Source organism: Neomicrococcus lactis (assembly GCF_014200305.1).
Classification (GTDB): domain Bacteria; phylum Actinomycetota; class Actinomycetes; order Actinomycetales; family Micrococcaceae; genus Neomicrococcus; species Neomicrococcus lactis.
Genome location: NZ_JACHBL010000001.1, coordinates 1,830,012 through 1,845,813 on the forward strand (window position 1 = coordinate 1,830,012; position 15,802 = coordinate 1,845,813).

Below are 15,802 nucleotides of genomic sequence, written 5' to 3' on the forward strand. Positions count from 1 at the left end.
TCTCGCAACGTGAGAACCGCTTGCGCGGGAAGGTGAGGATTTGTGTACCAGGGTGCTGTTCAAGAGCTAATCGACGAGCTCGGCCGTCTGCCCGGAATCGGTCCAAAGTCCGCGCAGCGCATCGCCTTCCACATCCTTGATGCTGATCCCGATGACATGAAGCGCCTTGCCGACGCCATCCGCGTGGTCAAGGAAAAGGTCAAGTTCTGCAAGGTGTGCTTCAACGTCACTGAGCAGGAGACCTGCAACATTTGCTTGGATCCGCGCCGCGACGAAACCGTCATCTGCGTGGTGGAAGAGTCCAAGGACATCCTCACCATCGAGCGAACTCGTTCCTTCCGCGGCCGCTATCACGTGCTCGGCGGAGCCATTAACCCCATTGGCGGTGTTGGCCCGGAGCAGCTGCATATCCGCGAACTCGTAACCCGTTTGGGCGACGAGAAGATTCAAGAAATTATCGTTGCCACGGACCCGAATCTTGAGGGCGAAGCGACGGCGACTTATTTGGCCCGCATGCTCAAGAGCATCGGCATCAAGGTCACGCGCTTGGCTTCAGGATTGCCCGTCGGCGGCGACCTAGAGTACGCCGATGATGTGACTCTAGGTCGCGCCTTCGAGGGTCGCCGCAGCCTGGTTGGCTAGGCGATACGCATTCCCCGAGAAAGGGTCTTGACTGGTGTCCTGACCCGGCTGTGAGCCCACCAGAGCAATGCCCCAAGGAAGACCACCTGGATACCCACACCTAGTGGCCAGATAGGCACTACTTGTGGATCGGGAAGTTCGGAACGCTTCATTCCGGTGTAGCAGTCATATTGGTAAGCCGGGCCTGCCTGCGCAGTGCGAACCCCGTTGCTGATACTCGTGAAGAGTTCTCCATCGTTCTGATCACCCGCTCGATAAGGCTCGCGCGCAAAGTCGGCCACCATCACGAAGGGGTTCGCGGCGAGGAGCCACGTAACCCGCTCCGTGTGAACAACCTTCATTTCAGTGGTTCCGGTACTGCACTTAGATTGTTCATTGAACCAATCATTCAACGCGTTCGGGTCCGTGGACTCGATGATTTCCTGTGGCGGCTCATAACTGACGCCTTCCAAGTAGGGAGCTTGCTCTGGCTGCGCACTCAATTGCGCGCCCAGCCCAAAACTGATCAACGTTCCCACGGCAAACAAGGCCACCAACAGGTACGTCCCGAGGACGGAGAAGAGTGGGCGAATAGAAACCGCGGAGACCGCTACGCCAATTCCGGTCATGACAAGAAGCTCGAAAGACAGCATCAGCACGAACAAGATCACTCGGCTGAAGTCCACGCCACCAAGCGCAAAGGACAGCAGAATAAACGGCAAGGAAACAACCAGGAAGGCGAGCGCCGAAACCCAGGCAGCCAGCCACTTGCCACCAATAATCTGCGCCGGCGACAACAAAGTGTTCTGAATGATGGCGAGTGTTCCGTTTTGCCTGTCACCCGAAATGGTGTTGGCCGCAAAGGCCGGCGCGATAAGCAGCGCAAACAACAGGACAAAGAACAGGACCGCTTCAAAGACCAACTGGCCTGATTGGAGAGCACCGTTGGACTGTGCCTCATAAGACCGGAAGGAAGAGACCACGGCCCACGTCACGAGGCCAATGACCACAAACCAGATGCCCATCATCCAGTACCAGCTGCGCGAGCGCATGCGTTGCATGAACTCCATGCGGAACACCGTGCGCAGGCCCGTCCAGAACCCTAGGGTTCCGTCCACTCCTGTGGGGTTTCGTTCGGTATCGAGTGCTTGGCTCATGATCGTTCCTCCACGTTCTTCGCCATCGCGTTGACGTAGCTTTCTTCGAGGGCACCCGTAGCGGGCGCAAATTGGGTGATGGGAATACCAGCGGAAACCAGCCTGCTCAAGAGAGCTGCGGCGTCGTGCTCAGAAGCGCACCGCACCACAAATTCAAGCCGCTGTTGCCGCCGGACTTCACCAAATTCGGTGCCGCTTTCTTCCAATGCCGTGCGCAAGCGCGCGTCGTCCAAAGCAGTGAGTGCGTAGCGGCGAGACTGCGCGCCGGCATCCATAATGCTCTGGACATCCACAGTGCGGCCGTCGGCGATAAAGACGGCGCGGTCCGCCATTTCGTCCAGCTCGGAGAGCACGTGGGATGAGATGACGACGGCGCGGCCCGTGTCCGCGAGCCGCCTAATGAGGTTGCGCAGATCGATGCGCGCCCCCGGATCAAGTCCGGAAGCTGGCTCATCCAGCAACAAAATTTGGGGGTCATGAACCAATGCCCGCGCAAGGGACAGGCGCTGTTGTTGGCCTCGCGAAAGCACGCCGGACGGGCGCTTCGCGAGTTCGGTCAGCTGGACCAATTCCAGCAAATCGGCGGCACGAGACTCGGCGGCGCCGCGCGTCATGCCATAGAGCTGGCCCACCATCACGAGGACTTCGGTGACGGTGAGCTGCTCCCACACGCCCAGCGTGTCCGGCATCCACCCGATCTGCGCGCGCACGGCACGCAGGTTCTTAGCTGGGTCCTTGCCGTTCACCGTGATGGTGCCTGCATCTGGCTGCAAGAGCGAAGCAAGCATGAGGAGCAAGGTGGTCTTACCGGAGCCGTTGGGCCCCACGAGGGCCGTGACTTGACCCATGGGCGCATCAAAATCAATGTTCTTTACCGCGTGCACGTCCCCAAAGGCGCGGGCGAGTCCCGCGGCCCGAATCCCTTCGTGCTGCGCAACCGGAGCGTCAGTTGTTGTCATGATTTCAAGGTACGTCTCCCACCGTTTTCACGGGGGCTACCTAGGTATGATCCTTTGACATTCCGGATCGTCCCGCGGCCTAGCTAGCGGTCATTGAGAGCTACCAGTGAATTGATGCGGTGCGTCATGAAAGGGAACCTCCTTCTCCCCTGCCTTTACAATTGGAACCGCGTGCGCCCGCGCGCCCATGAATCCCCCGAAGGAAAGTGCAGTTACATGAGCCTGATCGTCCAGAAGTTTGGCGGCTCGTCCGTCTCCGACGCGGACGGGATCAAGCGAGTTGCACAACGAATTATGGACACCCGCGCCCAGGGGCACTCGGTGGTCGTTGTGGTTTCGGCCATGGGCGACACCACGGATGACCTCTTGGACCTCGCGGGACAGCTGACAAGCGATGCCCCGGCCCGCGAAATGGACATGCTCCTTTCCTCCGGCGAACGCATCTCGATGGCGCTTCTTGCAATGGCCATCGATGCCATCGGCGGCAAGGCAGTGTCCTTCACCGGTAGCCAGGCTGGCATGGTCACGGACGCAGTCCACGGCAAGGCCCGTATCATCGAGGTCTCCCCCGAGCGCGTTCGCAAGGCGCTGGACCGGGACCACGTGGCGATCGTCGCTGGTTTCCAGGGCATGAGCAAGGAAGGCCGCAACGTCACCACCATGGGTCGCGGCGGTTCGGACACCACGGCCGTGGCACTTGCCGCAGCCCTGAACGCTGATGTCTGCGAGATCTACACGGACGTTGACGGCGTCTACACCGCGGATCCACGCATTGTTCCTTCTGCAAAGAAGATTGACGAGATTTCCAGCGAAGAGATGCTCGAGATGGCCGCTTCTGGCGCCAAGATCCTGCACCTTCGCTGCGTAGAGTACGCACGTCGCTTTGGAGTTCCACTCCACGTGCGCTCTTCCTTCAGCACCAATGAGGGCACGTGGGTACTCCCCAGCCCTGACGACAAAATCAAGATTCAAGAGGGAGAACCCTTGGAACAGCCCATCATCTCCGGCGTTGCTCACGACCGTTCCGAAGCAAAAGTCACCATTGTTGGCGTGCCTGACATTCCAGGTAAGGCAGCGGACATCTTCGGTGTCATCGCTGGCGCTAACTCCAATATCGACATGATCGTTCAGAACGTGTCCACGGCTGGCAGCGGCAAGACGGACATCTCCTTCACCCTCCCCATCGTTGAGGGCAAGGACGCTTTGGCCGCATTGCGCGAGAACCAAGAGCGCATCGGTTTCGAGGGCGTGGAGTACAACGAGCAGATCGGCAAGCTTTCCCTCATCGGCGCTGGCATGCGCTCCAACCCGGGAGTTTCCTACCGCTTCTTCGAGGCGCTTTCCGCGGCTGGCGTGAACGTTGACATGATTTCCACTTCGGAAATCCGCATCTCGATTGTCACGGACGCTGACAAGTTGGATGCCGCGGTCAAGGCTGTGCACACGGCATTTGATTTGGATTCCGACGCCGCAGCTACCGTTTACGGTGGCACCGGCCGCTAAGAGCGACTCGCTATAGAGACGAAACGAAAATCCCCCAAGCGCAATTGCACTTGGGGGATTTTTTTACTTCTTCAGAAGTTCCTCAACGCGGGTGAAGATGTCCTGAACATTGCCGAGCATGCGTTCGATCTTTTCTTCCGGGGTGAGGGTCTCTTCCATCTGACGGATTCCGTCTGGCTTCTTCTTACCCAGCGTGTAGGCCACGCATTCGAGGTCCGAGCAGATGTACGTGCCGATGCTTCCGTACTTGTCCTGAGAAGACTTCGACGTAGGAATTGATACCAAGGACACTCCGCTGGATGAGTGCAGCGTCAGGCAGATCTGACACATGCGAGCGCCGCCGCCCTTCACTTGCGCGGCGTTCCGCTCCATGACTAGTCCCTGCAGCCCGCTAGTGGTTTCAGCAACTAGGAAGGCGCGCTGGGGAGACTTGGGATCGGACCAGCTCAAGAAGATCTGCTTCTCCCAGACTGCTGGGTCTGCGTTGAGGATCTCTTTGGGGAAGTTGATGCGCTGAGCGGCACCTTTGGAGCAATTGATAAAGCTCTTACGAAGAGCTGACTCTGAATGAGAGCGCATGGGAAAAACCTTTCGTGGGCTCACCAAATGTGGCCCGAAAATCTGAGGAAAACAATAGATCAGTGGGTACGAAGCAGCATCGGGTTCCTGCCGGCCACCGAGGACCGTGGAACTCCAAGAGATGGAACTTTTCGCCGCTGAGTGAAGAGACTCAGCTCTTATCTATTGCTGGCGCGCATGTAGCCGCCGACCTCCTACCGCCCGCTAGGGCTAGAAAAATTGAAAGGTGATTCAGAAGAACCTAGCTATTCTACGTTATTCGGAAACTTCGCCATCCACGTAGAACCAACGCTTGTTCTCCCGGCGGAAGTCACTGACTTCGTGCATCTGGAAGCGCTTGCCGTGGTCGTTATGATACTGAGCCACGAATTCAACGGTGCCTTCGCTATCAAAGGGACCACCCGCCGTCGTACTCAAAATAGTGAGCCGATCCCAATCCAAGCCAGGTGTACGCAGGTCTTCCAGATCAGGGCGCGTTTCCGGCGCCCACGTGTCATACACGTACTGGGCGAACTTGTCCGCGTCCGTGCTGCTCAGCGCGTAGGCCGAGTAGCGGGAGCGCATGAGCGCCTCTGCGGTGGGGGCTGCTTCGCCAGCATGGAAACGGCCGCAGCACGCCTGATAGGTGTCGCCACTGCCGCACGGGCAACGAGTTTCGTCAGTGATCTTGGTAGTCAAGGCACCAGCTTATCCGGTGGTCTCGCGCGAACGCAGAGCAAAAAAGTGAGGACCCCCAAGCCGAAGCTCAAGGGCCCTCACTCTGGAGAGATGCAACGCTAACGTTGCGGGTTGTTAGCTAGCCGTTAGCTCTTCTTCAAAGAAGACTTAGGAAGCTTGTCAATGTCCGACTGGTTGTAGACCTTGACGTTGGAAGTGGAAACAGCAGCACCGTTGGTGCCAACTGCGACCTTGACGCCTACGGCAGATCCGGTGTCACCCAAGATCACGGAGCCGTACCAGTTACCTTCAGTGAGGCCGTCCCATGCGAGGTTCACAGTGGAGGTCTTACCGTTGGCGAGTGCCAGTGGATCTGGGGAAGCAGTCATGTTGCCTGCGTCGCCCGTGAGGCCCACGTACTCGATGGTGGCGTTTGCTGCACCATTGTCATTCGTGGCATACAGGTTGCCGATCACGTAGTACGTGCCCGGTGCTGGGTTGTTGATCACGGTGGATTCCGAAGCGGACTCCGTTGCAATCTGCAATACCTGGTTGCCTGGCGTGACGATGAACATGTCCCAGTCATCATTCGCGTCATCAGCGTTCACGGAGAAGGTAGCCGTCTTGGTTCCCTTAGCAACGTTGACAACCTTCGTTGCCGTGGAGCTGTTAGAACCGATGACAGCGCCTTCGCCCGGCTTCTTAGCACCGGTTGGGGTCACATCGCCCTTGGCCAAGCCAAGAACCGAAAGGTCAGCGTTGGTGGTAACGCCGCCCAGAACATCGAAGGAGCCCTTTCCGGAAGCACCGGAGAACTCAACGAGGTTAGGAGCCGCGACAGCCAACGGACGAACCGAGACTGGGCTGTTGACGGAGAACTGAGCCTTGCCCTTGCCAGCGCTGTTGCCAATGCCGGGGCCCTGATAGTTCCAAGACAACGAACCGTGAGCGAACTTGTTGGTGGCAGCTGACACGTTCTTGAAGGTGACGGTGAAGGACTTCTTCTCGCCAGCCTTGGCAAACTTCAACGTGGATGGCGAGACCTTGACGTCAACACCAGGAACGTTCGCTGAAGCCGTGTAGGTGCCCTTGGTCAGTGCTGTCACTTCTCGGGTCACGGTGACTTCGCCAACCAAGCTACCTACTGCGTAGGATGCGAGGTTCACGTTCTTTGCGTCAAGCTCACCGTTGATGAGTGCATCCCAGTCATTCACGTCATTTTCGTAAACGAGGCCTGGGTTCGTCATCTTGTTTGGATCAGCTTCACCAGCGCCGGTCGCGAAGTTGTCGAGGTTCTTGGAACCATCGTTGTTGAGAACGTCGTAAGACGTAGTCATCATCGCGGACTTCACAGCCGAAGGAGACCACGTTGGGTACTTCGAGAACATGAGTGCTGCGTAGCCGGCTACGTGAGGAGCAGCCATCGACGTACCGGACATGAAGCCCGTGGAGTCGCCGTTGTATGCCTCAGGAACCACACCTGCAAGAACGTTCACGCCAGGGGCTGCAAGGTCAGGCTTGAGCAAGTCAGAGCCTTCTGCAAGAGTCTGGCCGCGGGAAGAGAATCCAGCGATCTGTGGGAGTGGGGTCTGTGGGAGACCGGTGGTGTCATGGTCAATCAAAGAACCCGTCAAGGATGGGTTAGCCGCAACGCGGGTCTTGATCTCTGGGTTGGAGATGTGGACCGTTGGAACAGCATGAACATCAGAGTCCTCAGAACCCGTGGAAACGTTCACGAGAACCATGCCAACGCCGCCGGCGTCAGCAACAACCACGGACTTTTCAGCGCGAGCGTTGACGCCACGGTCACAGATGACAATCTTGCCGGTGACCTTGGCTGGATCAAGCGAGTTAGGCAAGCAGAGTGCTGCGTCAGCAGCCTCTTGACCCGCTGCTACGGCATCAGCCGAAAGCACCAGTGGCTTGTCCTGAACTTCGCTAGACATCACGGAAACACCGCGGTACTTGGTGCCATCAGACAACTCGACCGTGCCCATGAGCTCATTCGAGAACGTGGAAGCAGCAACCGTGGTCAACCATGGAGACGCGTGGTTCACCGTGGTTGGCGTTGGGCCGGAGTTACCAGCAGAGGCGGAAACGAAGATGCCTGCAGCGGCTGCGTTCTTGAATGCGATAGCAACAGGGTCAACGATGCTGTTGTTGTTTCCGGAGATGGAGTAGTTCAGTACGTCGACGCCGTCCAAGATGGACTGTTCAATAGCGGCAACAGAAGCGGAGGTGTAGCAGCCGCCAGTATCAGGATCGGTGTCTTCCCAGCAGATCTTGTAGACGGAAAGCTTGGCTGCCGGAGCAATGCCGGAGCCCTTGCCGAAGTCGCGACCAGCGGACTCAAGGTCCACACCGTAGTTACCTGCGGCGGTGGAGGCCGTGTGCGTGCCGTGGCTTCCCACGTCAACTGGAGAGATGACTTCTTCAGGAGCGCGCTCGTCTTCAGGGATGGATCCCACGAAAGCGTCAGCGAAGTAGCGAGCGGACAAGACCTTGTCGTTGCAAGCGCTGCCGTCGAAGTCCTCACCAACCTGGCATTCACCCTTGAAGGTGGTGCCATCAGCCTTGAGCATGGCGATCTTGCCATCCTTGTCCAGGTATGGCTGGCCAACCGTTGCCTTGCCGGGGAGAGGCTTAACAGGGTTGCCCTTGAGGAAGGCGTTGTCTGGGCGGTAGCCGGAGTCAATAACACCGACCACGGTTCCCTTGCCAGCGTTAGCAGTTCCGCCGTATTGAGTGGCCCAGCCGCCGTCCTTACCGCTCAAGCCGAGGAAGTCGGTGGAGCTGTAATCAGGAGCAAACTGCTTGTCCTCAGCAACGGTCAACACGTTCTTCTGCTTGGACAGTTCAGTTGCCTGAGCAGCGGTCAGCTTCGCAGCAAAACCATTAATGGCGACCGTGTAATCCTTCTGGATCTTCACGCCCTGCGACGATGCAACAGCACGCTGCTGCTTGCGCAAGTGAGCCTCGTAGGCCTTGACGTTCTTATCACCCTTGTTGATCTTCTTGCCTGGCGCGGGCTTGGTGGCGGCAATGCCGGAAACCCCACCCTCGTAGGAAGCTACGGGAGCATCCTTGAGGACCACAATGTAATTGCCATCCTTGAAGTTCTGCTGGATCTGGCCAGCCACCTGAGAGGTGCTGTTTTCGGGAGCAGCAAATGCGCTGCTCGCCCCGATTCCCGACGTAATGAGCAATGGCAGGCCCATCGCTACGGCGGTTGCGCGGCGCCACGATTGGCGGCGGCGCGCAGGCTGATCTTGTTTCACGGTGTTGGATCGCCTTCCTGTGTTTGTGCGAAGTAGCAGCCATAAATGACCGCAGATTCCCCCAGCACCGACATACAATATGTGATGTACCCCACGAAGCTGGGAGATGTGAAAGAAATCTATCTGAATTTCGTCAGCACCGGAAGAGCAAACGCGAAACTCATGTTGAATAAATTTCCATCGAATGTTGCAGCCAAGTTACGAGCCGGTAACCAGCCTCTGGGGAGCCTCGATTTTCTCTGCCCGACCCTCGCCGCGAGATAATGGTGGGATGCGCGCCGACACCTCTCTTTCCTTTCACGAATGGAAAGCCCTCGAGCGCGCGCATCAAGACCGCGTAAATACTTACGTTCAGCCGTATCTTGAGCGCCGCTCGCACGGCAAGAAACATCCGGTCGAGGATTTTCTTTTCACGTATTACGGACACAAGCCAGGGCAGCTTTTGCGGTGGCAGCCAGGGGCGGGAGTGGTCCTCGAAGATGCCGTCAGGACCGAGCGCGCTTCATGGAAATTTAACAAAAGAATTTCCGAGAATTCGTCAGATTTAGTCATCGACGTTGATGGATTTCTTGCCGAGCGCGGCGCCACGGTAGATTTCGTCCGCCATTTGGTCTCAACCACTCGGCAGCGCCCCGCCAACTTCGCGTGCTTCGGTTTGCACGAGTGGGCGATGGCTTACAAGTCAGACGTCAACGGTGTTCGCCACGAATATTTGCCGCTTCGGCTCGGCGCTTCCGGCACAGACACCGTGGTGGAAAACCACAAGATCCGCTGCTCCCACTTCGACGCCTTCCGCTTCTTCACTCCGCAGGCCGGCCCGCTGAACGAGCTGCAGCCCACGCGCGAAACCCAGCGTGACATGGAGCAACCTGGCTGCTTACATGCCGCCATGGATCTTTATAAGTGGTGCTACAAGCTCGTGCCGCTCATTTCGAGCGACCTCATCATGGATTGCTTCGAGCTCGCATGGGACGTCCGTACGGTCGACATGCAGGCCTCCCCCTACGATCTCGCGGACTGGGGCTGCGAGCCCATCAGCATCGAAACCCCGGAGGGCAAAGCACGCTACGTCGAGTTGCAGCGCGGCTTTGCGGAGCGCTCGGATCAATTACGACGACGCTTGCTCGCGTCTCTAGATCTAGTTGCGGAAATCGCGGCTAGAGACAGCATTCGCGCTCAGTCATAGACTGAATGGAATCAACAGCAGGTGGTGGCATGAAATTCTTTCGAATCCTCACAGCCTGCCTCGTCGTGAGCAGTTGCCTCACTCTTACCGCTTGTGGCAATTCGCCAGCAAAGGACTCCATGGACGCCGACCTCACGATTGAAATCCGTCCCGACGGCACCACGATCGGCCAAACCTATCGCCTCGTCTGCCTCGAGGGGCAACCGGCCGAAGGTACAGACCACCCCCGAGCTGCGGCGTCGTGCGAGGTATTGCTCAACCACGGTGAACAGCTGCGGGCACTGCCGCGCAAGGATCAAATCTGCACGGAAATTTATGGCGGCCCGCAGGAGGCGACCATCACAGGGACGTTCAACGGTGAGTCCGTCATTAAGCAACTGAGCCGTACCAACGGCTGCGAAATCCGCGAGTGGAACCTTTTTGAACCGCTTGTTGGGCCTGGCGGAGCCGAAGGAATTTAACTCCTATTTAGCCCTCGAGGATGGGCTACTTTGTGGTGCCCGTGTGGCAGTCGGACTGTGCCGCGAGCTTGTCGCGCTTGTCCTGCTTGATCTTTTCGAGAACCATCTTGCCGAGTCCGGCCACGATTGTGCTTCCTAGCAATGCAAGCAAGAAGGATTTGCCGGCCGCGCCGGTACCTTGAGTCTGGTTGTTCGGCTCAGATGAGTTACGCATGCTCCAAGGATACGCGGGGGTTCCATTCCAGGCGCTCGTCAATGGCAAGTTCAGCTGGCGGCAAATGCGCTGTCAGTAAGACGCAGCGAGTGTTCGCCCACACCTCAAGTTCCGCGCACAACAGCGCTACGGAGCGATCATCTAAGCCATTAAAGGGTTCATCGAGGATCACCGTGCGGAACTGGCCAACCGTGCACTGCACGAGCCACAATCGGCGCCTATTTCCGGTGGACAGCGCCTCAGCGGGAGTGTCCAGCCAGGGGCCCAAACCATAGGCGACGGCTCGCTCGAGGGCATGCTCAACCGGTGCGCCATTCCAACGCGAAGCGAACACCAAGTGATCTCGAACGCCCATCATGGGATAGAGCGCTGGCTCGGTGCGGCAGACCCGGCGCAGCTCGTGAGCTTCCGGGCTCGTGGCCGTCAGCCCATTGACGCGTGCTTCTCCCTCGCGAGGATGCAGGTAGCCGCTGAGCACTTCTATCAACGTGGATTTACCCTGGCCGTTGGGACCGTGCAAGCGATACAAGCCGGGTCGATCAATGCGGAACGAGGCATCTCGAAAGACGTCGGGACCTTTGCCATAGCCCGCGGTCACGTGATCTAGTTCGATAAATGCGTCAGGTTGCGCCGAATGCACCACCAAGCACCTCCTACAAGTGTCAGAACGGTCAAGAACGTCAAAGCTGTTGCCAGCAAGGTTGCGGAAAAGACAAAGTGCCAGAGCGCTGGAACGGCTGCGAGCAAGAGCGAGACAATCGCCGTTGCCAGTCCCTCGTTGCTCGTTCCATCCACTGCTCGAGGCGGCGGGAAGAGTCGCTCTGCAATCACGGATGCTGCGAAACCTGCTAGGACACCGAGCCCTGCTAGGAGTGGAATCACCGCGGTGACCACTGGTGTTTCTGCGAGCGCTCCTCGAAACAGAACGGCCACGAGGGCACCCGCGCTAAGTGCGAGTGCCCCGAAGACGAACGCCGGTGCTCCCAGCACGAGCGCATGCAGGTGAGCGAGCCTCGTCGCCGGCACACCCAACTCCACAGCTGCTCGGAGCTGGCCCCTCAGCACCACCGGTCCGATATCGCCAAGCGTCGATTCAGCAATTCCAACACCCAACAGCGCGCCAGCCAGCACCGCAATGGCACAGATGTGTCCTTGCCCCATCGAGATAGACGTAATGATGGGCTCGCTTGCAAACGTTGCCGTCAGAACCGCTAGGAGACCTAGTGCGAAAGCGAAGCCCCACAAAATACGCACCTCGACTTTGAGCCGCCACGATCCACCGCGCTGCCGCCAGACACTGCGGACCCATGATGCTTCCCTGCAACGCTGTTCTCCGGCCGAGCGCGTCGCATGAACTACGTGATCGCGTCCCAAGTCATGCGCGGACGCTGCGCCTGAGTTGAGTGCAAAAGATCGGGCATGAAGAAGCTGGTATCCGCGTGCCACCCAAACTGTAGCCGCGACGAGCAGCGCGAGAAGCAGGCCACTGAAGACCCACCACGCGGCCGCAGGAAGTGTGTCTAGCCGCTCGCTAATACTGGTGTTTGCCGGCAAGAGTGCGTGTCCGCCGACTGTGACCACGAATCGGGATATCACGATCGTTGCGACAACTCCGGCGCCAAGTCCAGCGGCGCCGAAAAGCAAAGCGCCTCCCACCACCGGAGTTTTTCCGGCGTTCTGACGCCGAGCAACTCGCACGCTCGCGCCGAGAATAGCAACCGCCATCACGAGCACAAGCGCCATCGCCGCCGACAGCGCTGCAACTAATGGAGTGGTCGAAGCAGTTCCGGCTGTGCCAAGGGCCGCCGCCACACCAGTTCCCATGAGTGACCAAAAGAGCAACGGCGAGAAGATGCGCGGTGCCGCGGTGATACCGTGGAGCATCGCGGCAGAGACGCCGAGTGAGCGATAAAACGCCCTATTCGGATTGTGAGAAATGCTCTCGCGGTACTTCCCGAGTAGCTCCGCGAATCCGGCTGCGAGCATCCCCCACAGCGCAAACAGCACTACGACGAAGACGGACAACTCACCAGCTTCTTGGGGCGTGCTCAGCGCGGCCAAGAACTTCGTCATTGCAAATCCCACGAGCGGAAGAACAACAACACAACTCGCCAAGAAGACCATGACTATGCGACGCAGCAAACGAATTGACCACGGAATATTGAGCGAGTTGGCGATCTGAGCAATTCGCAGATTGGCCAGCAAGTTCAGCCGAGTCCAGGCACTGACTCGCGTTGATCGCGTCTCAAGCATGGTTACCCCGCCGGCAAGCGCGGTACTCCCCCGCCTCATGTTCCATTCCTCTCCCTCGTGATTCGGGACGTGACTCAACGGGCCGTTAATCGAATCGGCGTGCCGCCTTTTCTTCGCGAAGGCTCTTGGAGTCGAGCGCGTTGAAAAGCACCACGACCGCGCCGGCCATGCACAGCACGCTGTTGATGATGCACAAGATGCGCGCAGGGAAAACATCGAATCGATCGTCAATGAAGATGGCGCTGGCAAACAGACCTAAAGCGAAAATGATGGCGGGGGTGATCTTGGCAGGGTTGGCGAACTTCGTGACCAAGGTCAGAACCGGTAGCACCACGGTTCCAACCAACAAAGCCACGAGCAACGTGGGCCATACGCTGGTGGGAATACCGAGGGCGTCTGCCCCTTTGGCTAAGAACGTTGCAAACATACCGAGTCCACACAGCGCCACCAAGGCGAGGGCCATACGGACGTGTGATGAAGCGAGCTTCATGGCGAGTTCTCCAATGTTAATAAAGTGGATTAGAAGACGGCGATCGCGCAGCCGAAGACCATCGCGAGCACTATCACCAGTCCACGTTTGGGCTGCTTCTGGCTTCGCGTCGCGAAGAGAAAAGCAGCCGTCGTCAGCACGGTGACCCCTAAGACAGGCAAGAAACGCAGTGCGGGTTCCGGCATTGCGCCAGCAATGAGTGCCCACAACTGCACAAAGAGAACAGTGACTCCCACGATACCGGTGAAGAGTCCGATTCGCGGTGTCGACGTTGCGAGGAGTGAAACTTTGAAAAGGTGACGTTCGAGGTAGCTGGCCACTGAAAGATAGATGCCCAACACCATCATGAACGCCACGACCCCCAGCAAAAGGGCCACCGAAACAGACAGCTCGACGAGCTCCGGCTCCATGTCCGCGGGTGCTTCGAGTGGGACCTGCTGATCCAGATACGCCTTAGTTTGCGGAATTCTCACCAGAATGAGCGCCATGACGATGGCAAAAATAGACCACGACACCCAGGAGGTGGTGATTCGTGGAAATTCCATTTTTCGACGTTCTCTGGCAGTGCCTTGGTAGTCGACGGTGACGTCCTTGCGGGCGGCGCTTGGAAGAGTTGTCATGGTTCAGCCTTTGAGTTGGAGAAGCAACAGCGCTTCGATGCCAGCGCCTGCGATGATGAGAAGAACTGCGGCACCGAGAATCGCGAGGGAGCCGGTAACGCCGCGGAGAAATTGTTGCAGGATGGAGATTTGAGGACGACGACGCAGCATCAGTAGCGCTGTCGGGTACATTCCCGCGACACCCGCTAAGACGCAGCCAGCGAATTCCAGCGGGACATAAAGCCATACGGCGGATGCGAGTTGCTCGAGTCCGATGGCCAAAACTCCGATCTTTGCGGTTGCGCCGACGTAGAGTCCCAGCACCGGGAGCATGATCGCGGACGCTATACCGCCGGTTGCGACGCCGGCGTATAACAACAGAGCGGCTGACAAGTTCCGACCCAAGATAGACCAAAAGTTCCATAGCTCGGTCGCAGGTGCGGAGTCTTGCCCCGCGAGAAAAGCACCCAAACTTTGGAAACCTATGAGTAGCCCAGCCGCAAAGAGCGTCAGTGCTACCAGCGATGAAACCAGCAGTGTCCTCATGTCCACGAACCGCCGACGAGTCGAGCGATTCTTCGTGATCTTGGAGGGTGCGAGGGATGTGCTTCGCGGGAGTTCAGACGATGGCGTTGCGGCAGGGCTACTCATATCAAGCTCCGATGATGAAGTGAGAAATTGGCTTAGGCGACTGCGATGGCACTGCCCTTGCGAAGGATGTACCAGCGGATGGTGGCGACAAGCGCACTACCGACGCCAAAACCGAACGCTGCACCGACGAGCGTGAGAGCCAAGCCGCCCACCTGAACTGCGTTGACAATTTGCGACGCAGCTGCGTACGAGATTCCGAGGGAGCCTGCAATCCAGGCGATGGCGACGCCACCGATGACCAAGCCCACCGTTGCGATTGAGATTGCCGCTGCAGCGGCACCCTTTTCCTTGAGAGAGAATTTCATGTTCTTTCCGTTCCTATGTTGTAGTTACCGGTTTGCCCCGGTACTACAACGCTATTTTTTGAAACGGTCTGCTCACATCGTCTATTAGTCGCTAATCTGCGCAGAACTCATTGGACCTCTGTCTATATACTGAGGAGCACTCACGGCGAGCGCTGCTCAAACGTCACAAATCGATGAGTCCAGCCCGAGTCGCTGCGACAACCAGTTGGACACGGTTTTGAACACCGAATTTCATCATCATGCGCCCGATGTGTGCCTTAACAGTCGCTTCGGTCACGAACAGCTGAGCACCGATGTCCTTGTTACTGAGTCCGGTCCCGACGGCTGTAAGTACTTCTTGCTCGCGGCTGGTGAGCGGTTCTAGCAAATCGTCGGTTCGCAGCTTCTTAGCAGGAGCCTCCAACGCTGATTGGACAAGAACTTTCGCAACGGCCGGGCTCACGGTCATCATGCCCTGATGGGCTTGTCGCACTGCTTCAGCCACCTCGTGAGGTTTGGAATCCTTGACAATGAACCCCTGGACTCCCGCACCAAAAGCTGGCACGACGTACTCGTCCGTTGCAAAAGTGGTAATGGCCACGACGGCCGGTCGATGATCGCTTGCGAGGATTCTCTGGGTTGCTTCGACGCCGTCCATGCGGGGCATCTGCATGTCCATTAAGACGACGTCCGGTTGCAGCTCTGCAGTCCGAGCTATCGCTTCGACGCCATCTTTGGCAGATCCCACGCTCTCGAGATCGTCGGTGGAATTTATGAAGTGCTGGAGCGCTTGACTCATGAGTTCGTGGTCGTCAACGACCAGCACTTTGATCTTTGTCATCACGGTTCCCTCCGAAAAGTCCTAAGAAGAGAATAGACTATCGATCGTACAAAAGTAGACTTTGGTCTC

Annotated in this window: 17 protein-coding genes; 4 read left to right on the forward strand and 13 right to left on the reverse strand. The window is 58.0% G+C overall.

Features of this window, described 5'->3' with window-relative positions; translation table 11 throughout:
- Window positions 1–42: 42 nt before the first annotated feature.
- Window positions 43–642: a recombination mediator RecR gene (gene recR, locus BKA12_RS08260; RefSeq protein WP_183642426.1), complete on the forward strand. Its 600-nt coding sequence runs from the start codon at window positions 43–45 to the stop codon at window positions 640–642.
- Here recR and BKA12_RS08265 read toward each other — a convergent pair.
- On the reverse strand, window positions 639–1,778 hold the full coding sequence (locus BKA12_RS08265) for an ABC transporter permease (protein ID WP_183642428.1): 1,140 nt from the start codon (window positions 1,776–1,778) through the stop codon (window positions 639–641). The genes recR and BKA12_RS08265 overlap by 4 nt on opposite strands.
- A complete protein-coding gene (locus tag BKA12_RS08270) occupies window positions 1,775–2,737 on the reverse strand; it encodes an ABC transporter ATP-binding protein (RefSeq protein WP_183642432.1) in 963 nt (320 codons plus the stop codon). Before BKA12_RS08270 ends, BKA12_RS08265 begins: the two co-directional genes overlap by 4 nt.
- A 216-nt stretch (window positions 2,738–2,953) precedes the next feature.
- Here BKA12_RS08270 and BKA12_RS08275 point away from each other — a divergent pair, with 216 nt between their 5' ends.
- Window positions 2,954–4,240 carry an aspartate kinase gene (locus BKA12_RS08275; RefSeq protein WP_183642435.1) on the forward strand — a complete coding sequence of 429 codons (1,287 nt, stop codon included), beginning with the start codon at window positions 2,954–2,956 and terminating at the stop codon, window positions 4,238–4,240.
- Window positions 4,241–4,303: 63 nt separating this feature from the next.
- On the opposite strand, the gene BKA12_RS08280 is transcribed toward BKA12_RS08275, so the two are convergent.
- The 3 genes from BKA12_RS08280 to BKA12_RS08290 form a co-directional block, all read right to left on the reverse strand.
- Entirely contained in the window at window positions 4,304–4,819 is a 516-nt protein-coding gene (locus tag BKA12_RS08280) for an FBP domain-containing protein (protein WP_183642438.1), read from the reverse strand.
- 255 nt (window positions 4,820–5,074) lie between these two features.
- Window positions 5,075–5,497, reverse strand: a complete 423-nt coding sequence (locus BKA12_RS08285; RefSeq protein ID WP_221228070.1) for a YchJ family protein — start codon at window positions 5,495–5,497, stop codon at window positions 5,075–5,077.
- A gap of 125 nt (window positions 5,498–5,622) precedes the next feature.
- Entirely contained in the window at window positions 5,623–8,694 is a 3,072-nt protein-coding gene (locus BKA12_RS08290) for a S8 family serine peptidase (RefSeq protein WP_183644835.1), read from the reverse strand.
- Window positions 8,695–9,025: 331 nt separating this feature from the next.
- Here BKA12_RS08290 and BKA12_RS08295 point away from each other — a divergent pair, with 331 nt between their 5' ends.
- Window positions 9,026–9,940, forward strand: a complete 915-nt coding sequence (locus tag BKA12_RS08295; protein ID WP_183642440.1) for a 3-methyladenine DNA glycosylase — start codon at window positions 9,026–9,028, stop codon at window positions 9,938–9,940.
- A gap of 29 nt (window positions 9,941–9,969) precedes the next feature.
- Entirely contained in the window at window positions 9,970–10,401 is a 432-nt protein-coding gene (locus BKA12_RS08300) for an SSI family serine proteinase inhibitor (RefSeq protein WP_183642456.1), read from the forward strand.
- A 25-nt stretch (window positions 10,402–10,426) separates the two neighbouring features.
- Here the strand turns inward: BKA12_RS08300 and BKA12_RS08305 are convergent, their stop codons facing one another.
- From BKA12_RS08305 to BKA12_RS08340, 8 genes are all read right to left on the reverse strand, one after another.
- Entirely contained in the window at window positions 10,427–10,615 is a 189-nt protein-coding gene (locus tag BKA12_RS08305) for a hypothetical protein (RefSeq protein ID WP_183642459.1), read from the reverse strand.
- The gene (locus tag BKA12_RS08310; RefSeq protein ID WP_183642473.1) at window positions 10,608–11,255 is read right to left on the reverse strand and encodes an ATP-binding cassette domain-containing protein; all 648 of its coding nucleotides are present in this window, start codon (window positions 11,253–11,255) and stop codon (window positions 10,608–10,610) included. The genes BKA12_RS08305 and BKA12_RS08310 overlap by 8 nt, the downstream gene beginning before the upstream one ends.
- Window positions 11,219–12,868, reverse strand: a complete 1,650-nt coding sequence (locus BKA12_RS08315; RefSeq protein WP_183642477.1) for a hypothetical protein — start codon at window positions 12,866–12,868, stop codon at window positions 11,219–11,221. The genes BKA12_RS08310 and BKA12_RS08315 overlap by 37 nt, the downstream gene beginning before the upstream one ends.
- An 85-nt stretch (window positions 12,869–12,953) precedes the next feature.
- Window positions 12,954–13,358: a hypothetical protein gene (locus BKA12_RS08320; RefSeq protein ID WP_183642479.1), complete on the reverse strand. Its 405-nt coding sequence runs from the start codon at window positions 13,356–13,358 to the stop codon at window positions 12,954–12,956.
- A gap of 29 nt (window positions 13,359–13,387) precedes the next feature.
- Window positions 13,388–13,978 carry a hypothetical protein gene (locus BKA12_RS08325; RefSeq protein ID WP_183642482.1) on the reverse strand — a complete coding sequence of 197 codons (591 nt, stop codon included), beginning with the start codon at window positions 13,976–13,978 and terminating at the stop codon, window positions 13,388–13,390.
- A gap of 3 nt (window positions 13,979–13,981) precedes the next feature.
- Entirely contained in the window at window positions 13,982–14,608 is a 627-nt protein-coding gene (locus tag BKA12_RS08330) for a stage II sporulation protein M (protein ID WP_183642485.1), read from the reverse strand.
- A gap of 32 nt (window positions 14,609–14,640) precedes the next feature.
- A complete protein-coding gene (locus tag BKA12_RS08335; RefSeq protein WP_221228071.1) occupies window positions 14,641–14,913 on the reverse strand; it encodes a hypothetical protein in 273 nt (90 codons plus the stop codon).
- 163 nt (window positions 14,914–15,076) lie between these two features.
- Window positions 15,077–15,733, reverse strand: coding sequence for a response regulator (locus BKA12_RS08340; RefSeq protein WP_183642488.1), 657 nt, complete (start codon window positions 15,731–15,733; stop codon window positions 15,077–15,079).
- Window positions 15,734–15,802: the final 69 nt, after the last annotated feature.